This is a genomic window from Olleya sp. R77988 (assembly GCF_044594215.1).
Taxonomy (GTDB): domain Bacteria; phylum Bacteroidota; class Bacteroidia; order Flavobacteriales; family Flavobacteriaceae; genus Olleya.
On record NZ_CP138988.1, the window covers coordinates 3,214,479 to 3,232,646 of the forward strand.

The 18,168-nt window shown below is 30.6% G+C and carries 15 protein-coding genes; all 15 read left to right on the forward strand.

What is annotated here, in order from left to right:
* Positions 1 to 12 precede the first annotated feature (12 nt).
* The 15 genes from SJY17_RS14620 (at position 13) to SJY17_RS14690 (ending at position 17,904) form a co-directional block, all read left to right on the forward strand.
* Positions 13 to 1,254, forward strand: coding sequence for a DEAD/DEAH box helicase (locus tag SJY17_RS14620; protein ID WP_397363310.1), 1,242 nt, complete (start codon positions 13 to 15; stop codon positions 1,252 to 1,254).
* Between the two features lie 18 nt (positions 1,255 to 1,272).
* Positions 1,273 to 2,253 (forward strand): hypothetical protein, encoded by a 981-nt coding sequence (locus SJY17_RS14625; protein WP_397363311.1) that lies wholly within the window; start codon positions 1,273 to 1,275, stop codon positions 2,251 to 2,253.
* 133 nt (positions 2,254 to 2,386) lie between these two features.
* A complete protein-coding gene (locus SJY17_RS14630) occupies positions 2,387 to 4,606 on the forward strand; it encodes a RelA/SpoT family protein (protein WP_397364888.1) in 2,220 nt (739 codons plus the stop codon).
* Between the two features lie 95 nt (positions 4,607 to 4,701).
* On the forward strand, positions 4,702 to 5,160 hold the full coding sequence (locus SJY17_RS14635; RefSeq protein WP_397363312.1) for a Fur family transcriptional regulator: 459 nt from the start codon (positions 4,702 to 4,704) through the stop codon (positions 5,158 to 5,160).
* A 6-nt stretch (positions 5,161 to 5,166) separates the two neighbouring features.
* A complete protein-coding gene (locus SJY17_RS14640) occupies positions 5,167 to 6,438 on the forward strand; it encodes an adenylosuccinate synthase (protein ID WP_397363313.1) in 1,272 nt (423 codons plus the stop codon).
* A gap of 126 nt (positions 6,439 to 6,564) precedes the next feature.
* Complete coding sequence (locus SJY17_RS14645; protein ID WP_397363314.1) at positions 6,565 to 8,388, forward strand: OstA-like protein; 1,824 nt, start codon at positions 6,565 to 6,567, stop codon at positions 8,386 to 8,388.
* A 3-nt stretch (positions 8,389 to 8,391) separates the two neighbouring features.
* A complete protein-coding gene (locus SJY17_RS14650; protein ID WP_397363316.1) occupies positions 8,392 to 9,579 on the forward strand; it encodes an aspartate aminotransferase family protein in 1,188 nt (395 codons plus the stop codon).
* 145 nt (positions 9,580 to 9,724) lie between these two features.
* Positions 9,725 to 11,113, forward strand: coding sequence for a tetratricopeptide repeat protein (locus SJY17_RS14655; protein WP_397363317.1), 1,389 nt, complete (start codon positions 9,725 to 9,727; stop codon positions 11,111 to 11,113).
* Between the two features lie 54 nt (positions 11,114 to 11,167).
* The gene (locus tag SJY17_RS14660; protein WP_397363318.1) at positions 11,168 to 12,178 is read left to right on the forward strand and encodes a DUF368 domain-containing protein; all 1,011 of its coding nucleotides are present in this window, start codon (positions 11,168 to 11,170) and stop codon (positions 12,176 to 12,178) included.
* A complete protein-coding gene (locus tag SJY17_RS14665) occupies positions 12,179 to 13,198 on the forward strand; it encodes a DUF368 domain-containing protein (protein WP_397363319.1) in 1,020 nt (339 codons plus the stop codon).
* A complete protein-coding gene (locus SJY17_RS14670; RefSeq protein ID WP_397363320.1) occupies positions 13,167 to 13,928 on the forward strand; it encodes a shikimate dehydrogenase family protein in 762 nt (253 codons plus the stop codon). The genes SJY17_RS14665 and SJY17_RS14670 overlap by 32 nt, the downstream gene beginning before the upstream one ends.
* Positions 13,929 to 14,016: 88 nt before the next feature.
* Complete coding sequence (locus tag SJY17_RS14675; protein ID WP_397363321.1) at positions 14,017 to 15,942, forward strand: DUF349 domain-containing protein; 1,926 nt, start codon at positions 14,017 to 14,019, stop codon at positions 15,940 to 15,942.
* Between the two features lie 453 nt (positions 15,943 to 16,395).
* Complete coding sequence (locus SJY17_RS14680) at positions 16,396 to 16,836, forward strand: hypothetical protein (protein WP_397363322.1); 441 nt, start codon at positions 16,396 to 16,398, stop codon at positions 16,834 to 16,836.
* Positions 16,836 to 17,279, forward strand: coding sequence for a hypothetical protein (locus tag SJY17_RS14685; RefSeq protein WP_397363323.1), 444 nt, complete (start codon positions 16,836 to 16,838; stop codon positions 17,277 to 17,279). Before SJY17_RS14680 ends, SJY17_RS14685 begins: the two co-directional genes overlap by 1 nt.
* 235 nt (positions 17,280 to 17,514) lie before the next feature.
* Complete coding sequence (locus SJY17_RS14690) at positions 17,515 to 17,904, forward strand: GNAT family N-acetyltransferase (protein ID WP_397363324.1); 390 nt, start codon at positions 17,515 to 17,517, stop codon at positions 17,902 to 17,904.
* The last annotated feature ends 264 nt before the right edge of the window (positions 17,905 to 18,168 follow it).

The window sequence follows — 18,168 nt, forward strand, 5'->3', positions numbered from 1 at the left end:
AAATTTAATTTCATGTCATTTAAAGACTTAAAGCTTAACAGACCTATTTTACGTGCTATTGCAGAAAAAGGCTATGATAACCCAACGTTGGTACAGGAAAAAACAATTCCGTTAGTACTAAATAAAAAAGACGTTATTGTATCTGCACAAACTGGAACAGGTAAAACTGCTGCTTTTGCATTACCTATTTTACAGTTATTGTATGATAAACAAATAGCTTCTAAAAAAGGAAAAAAAATAAAAGCGTTAATAGTTAGTCCAACAAGGGAATTAGCTATACAAATTGCTGAAAATTTTGAAGCTTATGCCACACATACCAATCTAATCAATACTGTTATTTTTGGAGGTGCATCAATAGAGCCACAAAAAGAAATATTAAGACAAGGTGTTGATATTTTAATAGCAACTCCTGGTAGACTTTTAGATTTACATAAGCAAGATGAAATTAATCTAGATTACATAGAAACTTTAGTTTTAGATGAAGCAGATTTAATGCTAGACATGGGTTTTATTGACGATGTCAAAAAAATTGAGCGTTTGTGCCCAAAAACCAAACAAACCTTACTTTTCTCTGCAACTATTCCATATAAGGTTGAACAATTAGCAGAAACCATTTTAGCAGAACCACATCGTATTGAAGTGGCTCAAAACAGTTCTACATCCAAAAACGTCAATCAAATCCTTTACTTTGTACCTAAAAAAGATAAAATAGAATTAGGATTACACCTACTACGCAACACCATAAAAGGAAATATTATCATCTTTAGACGCACCAAATATGGTGTAGATAAGTTAGAGCAAACACTACTTAAAAATGGTTATAAAGTAGATAGTATACATGGTGATAAAAGTCAAACTGCAAGACAAGACGCTTTAAAACGTTTTAAGAAAAAAGAAGTCAATATATTAATTGCAACAGATGTTGCTGCTCGTGGTATAGATATTGACAATTTAGATTCAGTCGTTAATTTTGATTTGCCAAATGTACCAGAAACTTATGTACACAGAATTGGTCGTACAGGACGTGCTGGACAAACAGGTATTGCCTATTCGTTATGTAGTGCTGACGAAAAAGACTATGTTATTGCTATTCAAAAATTAATTAATTTACAATTAGATGTTATTGAGGATCATCCTTACCCTTTAGATCCAAAAGCAAAACCTATTGTTCATAAATCTAAAAAAACAGGAAGTAAGCATAAAAAAGGACGAAAAAGTGTGGCATCAAAAAAGAAGAAAAAACGTTGGTATTAAATTTGATATATTAGTAATATGAACTCAAAATTTATAATTTTTATAGCTTCCCTGTTTATTACTATAAATGGTTTTAGTCAAACAACACTATTAGATAGTGTTTCTGGTCAACCTGTATCTTTTGCAACGGTTTCTTTTGGAAATGGTAACGGATTATTTGCTGATGATGATGGTAAATTTACCTTTACCAAAAAATTATATTCAGATATTGATTCTTTATTTGTTTCGGCTTTAGGCTATAAAGATTTAAACTTAGCAACATCAACATTAAAAGACACTCTTTTTTTAGCACCAAAATCAGATTTACTAGACGAGGTTATTGTTACTGCAAAACCAACTGGAAAGTTTAAAGAAATCACTATAAAACCTGTAGAACATGACGATTATTTTAAATGTTGGTTACCAACAATAGAAAGCGAAATTGCAGTTTTTTTTCCAAATACAGATACCAAACCAAAACGATTAACTAAGATTTTATTACCTATAAAAACTGAAGATAAAGATTTTAAAAAACGTGGTAGTAGCAAGAAAAAGCGTCCATTTTCCACCTTATTTAGAGTTCAGTTTTACGAAAACAACAATGGGTTTCCTGGTGATGTTTTAACTTACGAGAAAATAGTGTTTATAGCTACAGAAAACACAAAACCTGTTTTTGAATTTAATGTTTCCAGTCACGACATTTTTATTCCAAAATCAGGATTATTTGTATCCATTCAAGTTATGGGTTACACCAACACAAACGGAAAATTATTACCCAATAAAAAATATCAAGAAGTTAAAACAAGACGTGGCACAGTAAAAATATCGACAACCTTTAGACCTTTATTACCGTTTACAGATGCCATTTCAGAAAAAAAGACGTTTGTAAAACGTGTCTTTTTAAATGGTGGAGAATGGGTTTTGTTTGACAAAACAAACATAAAAAACTCCAACTTATTAAACGCTAGTTTAAACAATTACGGAATGGGTCTTAAAATGGAAGTTTATAAAAACCAATAAAATTTAAACCTCCTTTTTTTTCTAAAAAAAGATTATTCAGTTTCATTCAAAATTACCTATAAGGTAGTTGTACATTCATAATTTTTGTAGTATTTTTAATATTCATTCTATTTTAAATGAAGGAGATTATTTTATGATTGAAATTGATACTGAAAAAGAAAATGCAGAAATCGCAAAAGCTTATAAAGAGCTTTTAAAGGTTAGTTATCGTTCGTTAACAGATGATGACAAAAAACTAATCCGAAAAGCTTTTGAAGTTGCTGTTAAGGCACATAGTCAGCAACGCAGAAAAAGTGGTGAAGCTTATATTTTCCATCCTATTGCAGTTGCAAAAATAGTAGCTCAACAAATTGGTTTGGATGCAACATCTATTGCTGCTGCATTACTTCATGATGTAGTAGAAGACAACGAAGATTATTCTGTTAAAGATATTGAAGACTTATTTGGCGAAACCGTTGCCAGAATTGTAGATGGACTGACTAAAATTTCATCTTTAAGTAAAGAAAAAGACATGGATGTCTCTTTACAAGCAGAAAATTTCAGAAAAATGCTATTAACCCTAAATGATGACGTTAGAGTTATCATTATAAAAATAGCAGACCGTTTGCATAATATGCAAACCATGGACAGTATGCGTCCAGACAAGCAAGAAAAAATAGCATCAGAAACACTATACATTTACGCACCTTTAGCTCATAGAATTGGGTTATATAATATTAAAACAGAATTAGAAGATCTAGGTTTAAAATATACCGAACCTGAAATTTACAACGACATCTTGTTTAAAATGAAAGAAAGCAAGGAAGAACAAGATGCTTATATAAAAGAATTTAATGATGTTATTGAAAAATCTTTAGATAAAGAAGGTTTAAATTACAATATAAAAGGACGTCCAAAATTTATATTTTCTATCAAACGAAAAATGGATAAGCAAGGTGTTTCTTTTGATGAAGTGTATGATAAATTTGCGGTAAGAATTATATATAAAAGCGACAGAGACAACGAAAAATTTCTAGCTTGGAAAATATATTCAATCGTAACAGACAATTTTAGACCAAACCCAACTCGATTACGCGACTGGATTTCTTCTCCAAAATCAACAGGCTATGAAGCCTTACACATTACAGTAATGGGTCCAAAAGGACGATGGGTAGAAGTACAAGTACGTAGTGAGCGCATGAATGAAATTGCAGAAAAAGGATATGCAGCACATTACAAATACAAAAACGCAGACGATAAGGAAGATAGTTTAGACATCTGGATAAACCGTTTGCAAGAAGCTTTAGAAAACGCTTCTACCAATGCAGTCGATTTTGTAGAACAGTTTAAACTTAACCTTTATTCTAAAGAAATTTTTGTTTTTACACCTAAAGGCGAATTAAAGTCGCTTCCAAAAGATGCAACACCTTTAGATTTTGCTTTTAGCATCCACACAGAAGTTGGTCGTAAAACTAGAGGAGCAAAAGTAAACGGAAAATTAGTACCATTAAGTCATGTATTAAATAGTGGTGACCAAGTAGATATTATTACTTCAGAAAGCGCAAAACCAAACTCCAACTGGTTAGATTATGCAACAACTGCTAGAGCTAGAGGTAAAATAAAATCGCTATTAAAAGAAGAAACTAAAACCATTGCAGCAGATGGTAAAGAAGTGTTAAGACGTAAATTAAAACAACTTAAAATTACGCTTAACGAAAAATCTATTAATGAAATGGTTAGCCATTTTAAATTAAAAACAAGCTTAGATTTATTTTACAGAGTTGGAACAAACAATATAGATAACACCCAAATAAAAGAATATGCAGCTTCTAGAAGTAATGCTTTAGTTAGTTTTATTAAAAATAAGATTTCTAGAAAACCAAGTGTTAATCCTGACGAAATTAATAAGGACGAAATTACTAACAAATACGACCTTTTAGTTTTTGGTAAGGAAGAAGAAAAATTAGACTATAAACTTGCCAATTGTTGCAACCCAATTCCTGGAGACAAAGTCTTTGGGTTTATTACTATAAACGATGGAATTAAAGTCCATAAAAAAAACTGTCCAAATGCGTTAAGTTTACATTCTAATTATGCCTATCGTATTATTCAAGCACGTTGGGTAGACTCATCTCAGCAAGAGTTTTCTGCACAAATTACGCTTTCAGGAATAGATAATTTAGGATTAGTAAATGACATTACTAAGGTCATATCCTCTAATATGCATGTTAATATGAATAGTATCAGTTTTCAGAGTGATGATGGTGTTTTTAAAGGACAAATTAAGGTTATAGTCCGTAATAAAACAATGCTAAAAAAGTTAATGAATAATCTTAAAAAGATTAACGGAATAGACAAAGTGACTAGAATATAAAATTAAGTTGTTAATAACTGTCTAATAACACATCTCTCAAAGTGTGTTTTTTATGAGTGCAACCTCAAAAAAAAATGTAAATTTGTTGTGTATTTATGAGTGCAAAAACAGATAATAAAAATCAAGAGATTGTAAAAAACGTCTTCACTACTTTTTTAGAAGACAATGGTCATAGAAAAACACCAGAACGTTACGCAATACTCCAAGAAATCTATTCTAATTCAGAACATTTTGATATAGAATCCTTATATCTAAATATGAAGAACAAAAAGTATCGCGTTAGTCGTGCGACTTTATACAATACAATGGATTTACTTTTAGATTGTGGTTTAGTAAGAAAACATCAGTTTGGTAAAAATCAAGCACATTACGAAAAATCTTATTTTGACAAACAACATGACCATGTTATCATACAAGATACAGGAGAAGTTATAGAATTTTGCGATCCACGTATTCAAGCAATAAAAAAAACAATTGAAGAGGTTTTTGATATTGAAATAACAAAACACTCACTATACTTTTACGGAAACCGAAACAACACTAAAAACAACTAACTAAAAATGGCAGTAGATTTACTACTTGGTTTACAATGGGGAGATGAAGGCAAAGGAAAAATTGTCGATGTATTAACTTCTAAATACAATATTATTGCACGTTTTCAAGGTGGTCCAAATGCAGGACACACATTAAAATTTGATGGAATAAAACACGTATTACGTACTATCCCTTCTGGAATTTTTCACAAAGACGCAATGAATATTATTGGAAACGGTGTTGTAGTCGATCCAGTTGTATTTATCAAAGAATTAGAAGGCTTAGACCAATTTGATATTGATTATAAAGCCAAGCTAATTGTATCTAGAAAAGCACATTTAATTTTACCAACACATCGTTTGTTAGATGCAGCAAGCGAAGCCTCTAAAGGAAAAGCTAAAATTGGTTCTACTTTAAAAGGTATTGGTCCAACATACATGGATAAAACTGGTAGAAATGGTATTAGAGTTGGCGATTTAGAAATGCCAAATTGGAAAGAAAAATACAGAGCTTTAGCTAATAAGCACGAAGCCATGATTGCTTTTTATGATGTAGACGTACAATACGATTTAGCAGAAATGGAAGTAGAATTTTTCGAATCTGTTGAAAGACTTAAAGAATTACAATTTATAGATAGCGAAGCCTATTTACACCAATCGTTAAAAGACGGTAAAACCATTTTAGCAGAAGGTGCACAAGGATCACTATTAGATATCGATTTTGGAACTTATCCTTTTGTAACCTCAAGTAATACAACTGCAGCAGGAGCATGTACTGGTTTAGGTATTGCACCAAACCAAATTAAAGACGTGTTTGGTATTTTTAAAGCATACACAACACGTGTAGGTTCTGAACCATTCCCAACAGAGTTATTTGATAAAGATGGTGAAGAAATGGCTAGAGTAGGTCAAGAATTTGGTGCTGTAACTGGAAGACCAAGACGTTGTGGTTGGTTAGATTTAGTAGCCTTAAAATACACATGTCGCGTTAATGGTGTTACACAATTAATGATGATGAAAAGTGATGTCTTATCTGGTTTTAAAACACTAAAAGTTGCAACTGCTTACAAATATAAAGGTGAAACCATTACACATTTACCCTTTAATATAGAACCTGAAAATGTAGAACCTATCTACACAAACTTTAAAGGTTGGAGCGAAGACTTAACTAAAATGAGCGAAGCCTCTCAATTACCAAAGGAGCTTAATGATTATATTAGTTTCTTAGAAAAAGAATTAGAAATACCTATCAAAATAGTATCTGTAGGACCAGACAGAAAGCAAACTATTTTTATGTAAATCTAAATATTTAAACAAACTCAAAACCTGCTATTATTATAATGGCAGGTTTTTTGGTATTAAATAAATCTTAATACACAATCCAAACTCCATTAAATCGTTATTTTTGTGACAAACTGTTATAGATTGAAATTTAATAAACACATATATTTTATCCTAATTGCATTAATAGCGCAATTTAGTTTTGCCCAACAAAAAACCATCGAGATTAAAGACTCTGGTGCGTTTGGAGATATTGATGAAGAAAATTTTCCGGGAGCAAGTATCCTTACCAGAAGCGATCAAGGTCAAGTACACATCTATCATGATGGAGTTGACATGTTTTGCGATAAAGCAATTTTTTATGGTAAGGAAGATTTTATTGAAGCCTATGGTAATGTTAACATGAAACAAGGTGACACCATAAACTTAACATCTACTTACGTAGAATATTCTGGTAAAACACAACTAGCATTTGCAAGTGGTGATGTTGTATTAACAGATCCACAATCTACAATTACATCTGACACCTTATATTTTAATAGAGCCAAACAAGAATCTTATTATAAATCTGGTGGTAAAGTAGTAAGAGACTCGTCAGGTACAATTACCAGTCGTATTGGTCGTTATTATATGAATCAAAAAAAATATCGCTTTGTAGATAATGTAAAATTAGTCAATCCTGACTATGTACTTAAAACAAAAACATTAGACTACTATTCAGATAATGGACATGCCTATATGTATGGTCCATCAACCATAGTTGGCGATAGTAGTAAAATTTATAGCGAACGTGGTTTTTACGATACAACAAATGATATTGGACATTTTGTTAGAAAATCAAGAATTGATTATGACAATCGTGTAATAGAAGGTGATAGTTTATACTTTGACAGAAATAAAAATTTCGCCTCTGCAACCAATAATATTAAAGTTACAGATACTATTAATAGTAGCATTATAAAAGGTCATTATGCAGAAGTGTATCGTGCAAAAGACTCGGTTTATATTACCAAACGTGCTTTAGCCATAACTATTCAAGAAAAAGACAGTATTTACATGCATGCTGATACATTGATGGTTACTGGAAAACCAGAAAACCGTATTACCAGAGCGTATTATAATGCTAAAGTATATAAATCAGATATTAGTGCTAAATCAGATTCTATCCATGTAGATCACAAAACTGGATTAACACAACTTATTAATTTAAAACGTTTTAATAAAGGAGATGCTTTTTCTGCTGCCAGAAAACCTATACTATGGAATGAAGATAACCAAATGACTGGAGACACCATTCATATAAAATCCAATCCAGAAACAGAAAAAATAGATTCGCTCATCGTTTTTTACAATGCTTTTTTAATTAGTAAAGACACGATTAGTGACGATGGTTACAATCAAATATCAGGTAAACGATTAATCGCTTTATTTGATGATGAAAATGAAATAAAGCAAGTAGACATTCTTAAAAATGCAGAATCAATTAATTATAGTAGAAACGACAAACAAGAATTAATTGGTATTGAAAAATCTAAATCCGCAGACATCATTATCTTTTTTGAAGACAAAGAAGTTGTCGAACTTAGAAAACTACTACAATTTGAAGGAAAATTATATACAGAAGAAGAGCTGCCAAAAAACGCAAGAAAACTAAGAGGTTTTGATTGGCGTGATGATGAACGACCACAGTCTGTTGACGATTTATTTAAAGACGATCCTCCTTTAAAATTACCTAAAATAAAAGGATTAGAACCTTATAAAGCTGATGAAGAGTTTTTTGGGGAAGCATTAATTGGACGTGTCCAAAAAGCTGATACAGAAGCAAAATCAAAGAATCTTAACAAAAAAGACGACAAACCAAAAGCCTCAAGAACAATACCTAAAAAGTTCTTAAAAAAAAGAAGTTCTCCAACAAAAAAAGAAATAGCTATTGAAAAAAAGCTAAAAAAAGAAGAAGCAAAAGATTAATTGATGAAGGATGATTTTTTTAAATATCAAGCGCAAACAACTCCGCATCCATTAGCTCTAGAAATTTCTCATGCCAAAGGAAGCTACATTTATGACACCAATAACAAAGCCTATTTAGATTTTGTAGCTGGTGTGTCTGCCTGTACTTTAGGACATAGTCATCCAAAAGTAGTGCAAGCCATTAAAAATCAAGCAGACAAATATTTACATGTCATGGTTTATGGCGAATATGTACAACAACCAGCTGTAGACTTATGCCAATCTATTGCCAAAAATTTACCAAAACCTTTAGAACAAACCTATCTAGTCAACTCTGGAACAGAAGCAATTGAAGGTGCATTAAAATTAGCACGTCGTGTCACTGGTCGAAGTCAAATTATTGCTGCACATAATGCCTATCATGGTAACACAATGGGTTCTCTTAGTTTAATGGATTTTGAAGAACGCAAAGCGCCTTTTAGACCATTATTACCAGATATTAGTCATATTTCGTTTAATAATGAAGCGGATTTAAAACACATTACTACAAAAACTGCTGCTGTAATAGTCGAAACTATTCAAGGAGGAGCAGGTTTTATAGAACCAAAAAACAACTATTTAGCTAAATTAAAAGCAAAATGCCAAGTGGTTGGAGCACTTTTAATTTTAGATGAAATCCAACCAGGAATTGGTCGTACTGGCAAGCTATTTGGGTTCCAGCATTATAATGTCATTCCAGATATTGTTGTTATGGGTAAAGGACTTGGTGGAGGATTACCAATTGGCGCATTTACTGCTTCAAAAGCACACATGAGCCAACTTCAAGATAGCCCAAAATTAGGACATATTACAACCTTTGGAGGCAATCCGTTAATAGCAGCTTCGGCTTTAGCCACATTAAAAGAAGTGACAGAAACAGACTTAATGTCACAAACTTTAGAAAAAGAACAAATTATAAGACAGCATTTAAAACACCCATTAATTACACAAATTAGAGGACGTGGTTTAATGTTAGCTGCAATTACAACCTCTGCAAACATCACTAACCAAGTGATTTTAGAAGCTCAAAAACAAGGATTAATTTTGTTTTGGTTACTGTTTGAGCCTAAAGCCATCAGGATTACACCTCCTTTAACCATTAATAAAGCAGAACTTATTAAAGGTTGTGGCATTATTATTGACCTATTAAACAAAATAAGTGACACAAAATAAAGCCTTAAGTCACTCCTAATCAATCCAAAAACACATAAAAACTAGTAATTGTTGATTACTTTGTTAAAAACAATAATGGTATATACCATTATAAAAAGCAAGAGAGCATTACTTTTATTATAATAGAAACACTTAAATAGTGCCTATGGAGTTTAGCCAAGAAGAACCAAATAAAATATCGCTTACAAAATTTGAATCGATGCTAAAAACAAACAATGTGTTGTTTTTTGATTCTAATGAGTTTGAAAACATTATACACCACTACCTTAATCAAGGTAAGGTTTCTTTGGCTAAAAAAGCAATTAAATTAGGATTAGAGCAACACCCAACATCAACCAATCTTAAATTATTTCAAGTAGAAATTTTTGTGTTTGAAAACAAACTAAAAGAAGCCAATCAACTTTTAGATGCTTTATATATTTTAGAACCATCAAACGAAGAAATTTACATTCAAAAAGCTAACATTTTATCCAAAGAAGATAAACATGAAGATGCTATAAATGTCTTAAATATTGCTTTAGATTTATCTGAAGAAACATCAGAACTACATTCGTTAATTGGAATGGAATACTTGTTTTTAGATAATTTTGAAGAAGCAAAACAAAGTTTTATGCGTTGTTTAGAAGAAGATTCTGAAGACTACTCATCATTATACAACATCATGTATTGTTTTGATTTTTTAAATGAAAATGACGAAGCCATAAAATTTTTAAATGACTATTTAAATTCTCATCCTTATTCTGAAGTAGCTTGGCACCAATTAGGTAAACAATATTTCACCTTAAAAGATTACAAAAAAGCATTAAGCGCATTTGATTTTGCCATTATATCTGACGATAGATTTGTGGGTGCATATTTAGAAAAAGGTAAAGTTTTAGAAAAATTAAAACGTTTTGAAGAAGCTATAGAATGCTATGCTTTAACTGTAGAATTGGACGATCCAACTTCATTTGCATTATTAAGACTTGGATGTTGTCATGAAAAATTAGGGCAAAATGACTTAGCAAAACAGTACTATTATAAAACAGTAAAAGAAGATCCATTATTAGATAAAGGTTGGATTGCTATTACAAAATTTTATAACAAACAAAAAAACTACCAAAAAGCATTATACTACATTAATAAAGCAATAAATATTGATGAAGATAATGTTACTTACTGGAAACTATTTGCGCAAATTAACCATCGTTTAAATTTTCTTGAAGAAGCAGAACGTGGTTATAAAAGAGCATTAGAATTGGGTAATTACGAATTAAACTCGTGGTTACAACGTAGTGATTTGTTACTTCAATTAGGAGAATTGGAAACTGCAAGTTACAATTTGATACAAGCAGCAGAATTTTATCCAGAAAACGCAGAAATTGAATTTAGACTAGCTGGTATTTACTACAGCATGCTAGAAACGGAAAAAGGAAGCTATCATTTAAAAAATGCATTTACATTTAATGCAGACTTTTTATATGTAGTGGAAGAGCTTTTTCCTAATGTATACACCTCTACTACCTTTAAAAACGCATTAAAAAAGTTTCAATAATTGATACTTAAAACGTTTTTTGCATACCTTTGATTTACTAACAAAAATTAAAAGATGCAAAGACGATTAAAAGACTACCTTTTGGTTAGCTTAAAAGGAGTAGCAATGGGAGCAGCAGATGCAGTTCCTGGAGTTTCTGGCGGAACAATAGCTTTTATTTCTGGTATTTACGAAGAATTAATCTCTACTATAAGTGGTGTCAACCTATCCTTATTTAAAACCTTAAAAACTGATGGTTTTTCTGCTTTTTGGAAACAATTAAATGGTAATTTTCTAGTAGCACTATTAACAGGAATCGTTATTAGTTTTGTGTCGTTTATGCGATTGGCAAAATATTTAATAGAACAACATCCAGTTTTAATTTGGTCGTTCTTTTTTGGACTAATTATAGCAAGTATCTTTTTTATTGGAAAGCAAATCAAAAAATGGTCAGTAATTACAATTATTGCATTAATTTTAGGTGCTATTGCAGCTTTTTATATTACTAGCCTACCTTCTTTAGCAAGTAATTCTAATCCATATTTTTTATTCATTGCAGGTGCTATTGCCATTTGCGCTATGATTTTACCTGGTGTTTCAGGTAGTTTTATTTTAGTTATTCTAGGAGCCTATAAAACATTAAGTGACGCCTTTCATGATTTTGACATTAAAAAAATCGCCTTATTTGCTTCTGGAGCTGTGGTTGGATTACTTAGTTTTAGCCATGTTTTAAAATGGTTATTTAAAAACTATCATAATACAACATTAGCTATCCTTACAGGTTTTATTATAGGATCATTAAATAAGGTTTGGCCATACAAAAAAACAGTATCTGTTATGGAAGACGCAACAGGAAAAGTTATAGATTTTGCTAACGTTTCAGATTACCAAACACTTAGTGTTATGCAAAAAAATAGTCAAGATTTTGAAAGTTACAAAACAGTTTTAGAACAAAGTGTTTCACCTTCAACATACACTCAAATTAATGCAAATATAGACACTCAACTACTATTAGCTATTGGGTTAATGATTGCTGGTTTTTTAACTATTTTTATTCTTGAAAAAGTAGGAAACAAAGCCAAATAAATGGAAAGCACACGCACACTTAAAGACAAATTATTCTTGGTTTTAAAAGGATTAGGAATGGGAGCAGCCAATAAAGTTCCTGGTGTCTCAGGTGGTGTAGTAGCATTTGTAGCTGGTTTTTATGAAGAGTTTATAGAATCCTTACAAAAAGTAAACGGAACCGCTTTTAAGCTACTGCTTAAAGGTCGTTTTAAAGCGTTTTACAATTACATTAATGGTCGCTTTTTAGGCTTATTGTTTTTAGGAATGATCATTAGTTATTTTAGTATCTCAAAAATTTTAGATTATTTAATTACGCATTATCAATTGTATGTATGGAGTGTTTTTTTTGGGATGATCATTGGCTCTATTTATTACATAAGTAAAGACTTTAAAGATTGGAAAACCACAACATATTTAGCACTAGCGGTTGGTGCAACACTAGGTTTAGGTATTAGTTTTTTAGATCCAGCTACAGAAAATGACAACCTGTTTTTTGTATTTTTCTGCGGAATAATTAGCGTGTCTGGTATGACATTACCAGGATTTTCCGGATCGTTTATATTAATATTATTAGGCAATTATGTATTGCTATTAGTAGATTCTGTAAACGCATTAGCAGATACATTTTCAGAAGTTATTACAGGAGATTTTAGCTTTACAGAAAACCTAGAACGCCTAAGAATGCTAAAGGTACTTGCAGTATTTACTTTAGGATCTGTTGTTGGTTTGGTTACTTTTTCTCATGTATTAAATTATATCTTAAAACATTATAAAAGTGTGACTATAGCTTCAATTATTGGTTTTATAGTTGGATCATTAGGTGTAGTTTGGCCTTTTAAAAAAGCTATTTACAAATTACAACCAGATAGTACTTTTTTATTAGACTCTAGAGGTCAAAAAATAGTAGAAAACTACAATCGCTTTTTACCAGAACTTAGTACAGAAACATACCTTGCTGCTTTTTATACACTAATTGGTATTGCAATAGTATTAGCATTAGAAATATATGGACAAAAAACCAGAAAAAACAATGCGTAAATTTGGGTTAATTGGAAAGGACATCTCCTACTCGTTTTCGCAAAATTACTTTTCTTTAAAATTTAAAGACGAAAACATAAAACAAGCAACTTATCAAAATTTTGACCTTCAAAATATTGAAGACTTTAAAAAAATTGTCTTAAAAACTGAGCATTTATCAGGTGTAAACGTTACTATTCCTTATAAAGAAACCATTATTCCTTTTATAGATAAGCTAGATAAAAAAGCAAAAAAAATAGGAGCAGTAAACACAATTAAGCTGACTAAAAAAGGAAAAACAAAAGGATACAATACAGATATTTATGGTTTTAAAAAAGCCATAAAACCTGCTTTAAAAAAACGTCATAAAAAAGCATTAATTTTAGGTACTGGAGGAGCCAGTAAAGCAATAGCATTTGTATTAAAAGAACTTGATATTAAATTTTATTTTGTATCCAGAAAAGCTTCAGAAAAAGCAAGCTATACATACAATACATTAACAGAGGACATAATTAGCAAACATCAAATAATTATTAATTGTTCTCCAGTTGGCACGTTTCCAAATGTCAATGAGTCTCCAGATATTCCTTATAATGGGATTGGATCAAAACATATTTTATTTGATTTAATATATAACCCTTCAGAAACAGAGTTTTTAAAACAAGGAAAAAATAAAGGTGCTACTACCTTAAATGGTTATAACATGTTGGTTTATCAAGCTGAAAAGTCCTGGAAAATCTGGAATAAATAGTATAAACCCACAAAATATTGGTAGTTTTTCAAGTAGTTACTATCTTTAAAAGCTAAATACACACAAAATAATTTAAAACATTTACAAAATGTCAGAGCTAGATAACCTGCAAAATGCAGATGGAACGGAAGAAAAAAACGAAAACGTACAACCTGAAACACCTCAAAAAACTGTAGACACAACAGAAGAAATTGTTGAAGCAACAGACGATAATGATGCTGTTTTAAACGAAATTGATGATTCTAATGCAGAAGATGCAGAAGACGAAGGTAATAGTGATCGTCATAATATTGAAGAAGTAGATTACGAATCTTTAAACCTAGAACAACTAACCATTGCGTTAGAAGGTTTAGTTAAAGATCAAAAAATACAAGCCATAAAAAAACCTGTTGAAGCTATAAAGGCAGAGTTTGACAAAAAATTTGGCGACTTACTTGCAGAAAAAAAGGAAGAATTTATTAGTGGTGGTGGTAATGAGATTGATTTTAGATACAATCTGCCTTTACAACGTACTTTTAAAGACACGTATAAAGATTACAAACAAAGCCTAAGCGCACACTACAAAAACATAGAAAAAAACCACAAACAAAACTTAACTAGTAGGTTAGAAATCATTGAGCATATTAAAGCATTAACAGACGATGCAGATGACTCAATGAATACTAAATACAAAAAATTTAAAGAGCTTCAAGACCAATGGAAAGCAGCTGGAGCAATACCAAGAGACAAGTATAACAACGCTTGGAACAGTTACCATTTTAATGTAGAACGTTTTTATGATTTATTACATTTAGATCGTGACTTACGTGACAAAGACTTTGCACATAATTTCGAATTAAAAACTAAGATTATTGAGCAAGCAGAAGCACTAGCAAATGAAGAAAACACAAGTAGAGCCTTTAGAGAACTTCAAAATTTACATAAAATCTGGAAAGAAGAGCTTGGACCAGTAGCTAGAGAGCATAGAGAACCTATTTGGGATCGTTTTAAAGAAGCTACTAAAAAGATTAATGCTAAGCGTCAAGATTATTTTAAAAACTTAGATGCGCATTATGAGCAAAATCTAATAAACAAAAATGCTATAATAACGCTTATTCAAGAAAAATCTAACGAGACTGTAACAGGTCATGGAGATTGGCAAAGTAAGATTAAACAAATTGAAGCCCTTCGAGAAGAGTTTTTTAAAGCAGGAAAAGTTCCGGTAAAAGTTAACGAAGCTACTTGGGCAAAATATAAAGAGGCAGTACGAGGATTTAACAGAAAGAAAAACCAGTTTTATAAAGACTTAAAAAAAGACCAATTTACCAACTTAGAAAAAAAATTGGAGCTAATTAAAATTGCCGAAGACAATAAAGACAGTGAAGATTTTCAAACCACTACCCAATTAATGAAAAAAATTCAAGGCGATTGGAAACGTATTGGACATGTGCCTAGAAAAGATAGCGATAAAATCTGGAAACAATTTAAAGGTGCTTGTAACCATTATTTTGACAGAATTAAAGAGCAACGCAATGCAGCAAGTGCAGAAGAGGAAGAAGCTTTTACACAAAAAGAAACTTTACTAGCAGAAGTAAAAACCTTAGCACTATCTGGAGAGCAAAAAGCAGATTTATCAACTATAAAAGAGCACATTAATAAGTGGAAAAACATTGGTCGTGTACCAAATAACAAACGCAAAATTGAAAGCGAATTTAATGCTGCATTAGATGGCGCTTTTAAAGCTTTAGATTTAAATAAAACAGAAGCCGAGTTAATTAAATTTGAAAACAAATTAGACCAACTATCTTCTGGAGATGATCGTAGAGCAATAGATAACGAGCGTTTTTATATCCAGAAAAAAGTAGACGAAATTAAAGGCGAAATTAATCAACTGGAAAACAACTTACAATTTTTCTCTAATGTTAAATCTGACAACCCTTTAGTAAAAGATGTCCACAAAAATATAGAAAAACATAAAGACGATTTACAATTATGGTCTACAAAACTAAAGAAAATTAAAGGATTATATTCTTAAAAAACAGGAACAAAACTTCCTCATATCATTCCAAAATAGCACAAAATGAGTGATATTGTTCCTCATATAATAAGTTACACAACATTCCCCACATCAGAATCCGATTAATTCCTCGAGCTAACGACAAATTTTGAGGTTTTTTCAAAAAAAAAGAGGAAAATAGTGAGTTAATTAGCTATGAACAAAGGGATAAGAACAAAGGGATAAGAACAAAAAATAATTAAATTTGACGTTAGTCGAGATTAAGAACAACTATAATACATAAAATATAAATAATTAAAATGCTTTAGCGGAACAGTATTTGTAGTTAATAAAACATAAATTCGACTAATATTTCAAGTTTACATTTATTTAGATATAATACAAGTTATCAATTTAACATCTTATTAATTCGTTGAATATTAAAAAGAACTATATTTGTATTATACATTTTTATGTATATTTATAAAACTTATGACAACTACATTAGAGAAAATAAATAGAGAAATAATAAAATCTTACTCTGATTCATTGAGCGAGGAAGAAAGAATTAATAAAATTCTTGACCACATTAATGATAAGAAAAAAGATTATGCTCATTTGACTAAATCTCTAGAAAAAATAGCCTCATTACTCACTAAAATAACTTGGATAGATAACTTATCAACCTCTGATGAAGTCATTATTAGAGGAATTATAGCAATGGGAAAAGCTTCTGACAAACACTTTAAAAAATTCTATTCTGGAGAAAGAAGAATTTATGTCCCAAAAGGACTTTTCAAAGATGATTTTAAAGAAATGAAGAAAGCTATTGACTTTCATTCAGAAGCTGTTAATGAAGTTGAACATATAATATTTGACTTAAGAAAGGAAAATGACTTCAACGAGTTAAGTGCCTTAGTTGATGAACTTTAATGAAATTTTTCTTCCAAAAAAGCTTTATATCTGAAGTAAAAAAACTTCTCAAAAAGAATTCTTATAAGGATTGTGAAAAAGCTATTATCAAAGATATCTTTAAGATAGAATCAGATGATTTATTAGCTCAATGTGTAGCCTACAGACTAAACCCAAATGCCAAAAACCCAATTGCTAAATTAAGAGCTGGTAACGAACAAGGAAAAAGTTCCTCTTATAGAGTATATCTGATTGCTATAGCAATTAAGAATAATTATTATTTTGGGTATATTTATCCAAAGCAAGGTGTATATGGGAAAAGTGCGTTAAAATCGAAAGAGGAAACAAAAATTATAAAAGATCTTTTAAACGACATTAAGAATGATGACGTTATTGAAGTTAAACTTAATGAAAGTAAAGATAAAATTTGCTTAGTATCAGATAATAGCGAATTATTTAAATAGAGAAAGTAATAAAAAACGTTGTGTAACACCGTATATAATTTATTGCTAGCTCTAGCCTACTTACGAAAACCCTCTCGGATTTTCTATTCTGTTTTTATTTGCTAATTTAGGTGTTTAAACACGCAACAAACCATATACAAAACCGTTAGCAATAATTACGAAAACTGAAATGAAAATTAGAGAAGCTCATAGAAATGAATATACCATTTCAACTAACAAGGATAAATTAGATATTTTGAGCATTCACAAATTCCTTTCAAACGAAACTGATTGGGCTAACGGAATTCCAATCAATACTGTAAAAACATCAATTGAAAACTCTTTGAATTTTGGACTTTATTACGAAAACAAGCAAATTGGCTTTGCTAGAATAATTTCAGACTATTCAACTATTGCATATTTAGGAGATGTTTATATTTTAAAGGAATATAGAGGGAAGGGATTAAGTAAGTGGCTGATAAATGAAATAATGGAACACCCTAAACTTCAGGGATTAAGACGTTGGATTTTATTAACTGATACAGCTAAATGGCTTTATAAAAAGTTTGGGTTTACAGAAATTCCTAATCCTGAATTTTATATGGAGAAACATAACTCGAATGTATATTACAGAATGAAAAACTAATGCCAACAATGTATAAAATTAATTGCTTGCTTTTAGCCTACTTGAAAAACCCATTCAGAATTTTCTCTGGAAATTTCAAATATAAAAAACCAAATCCTACTTCTTTACAGAAGTAGGATTGTGGCTCCTAACTAAACTAACCAATTACTTCTTATCGCTTACAAGAAATAATTATTTTTAATGACATCAAGTTTGATGTATGCTATTAATCAACTATATCTAAGAAAAGATTGTGTCATTTATAGTATATACGACACAAAACTA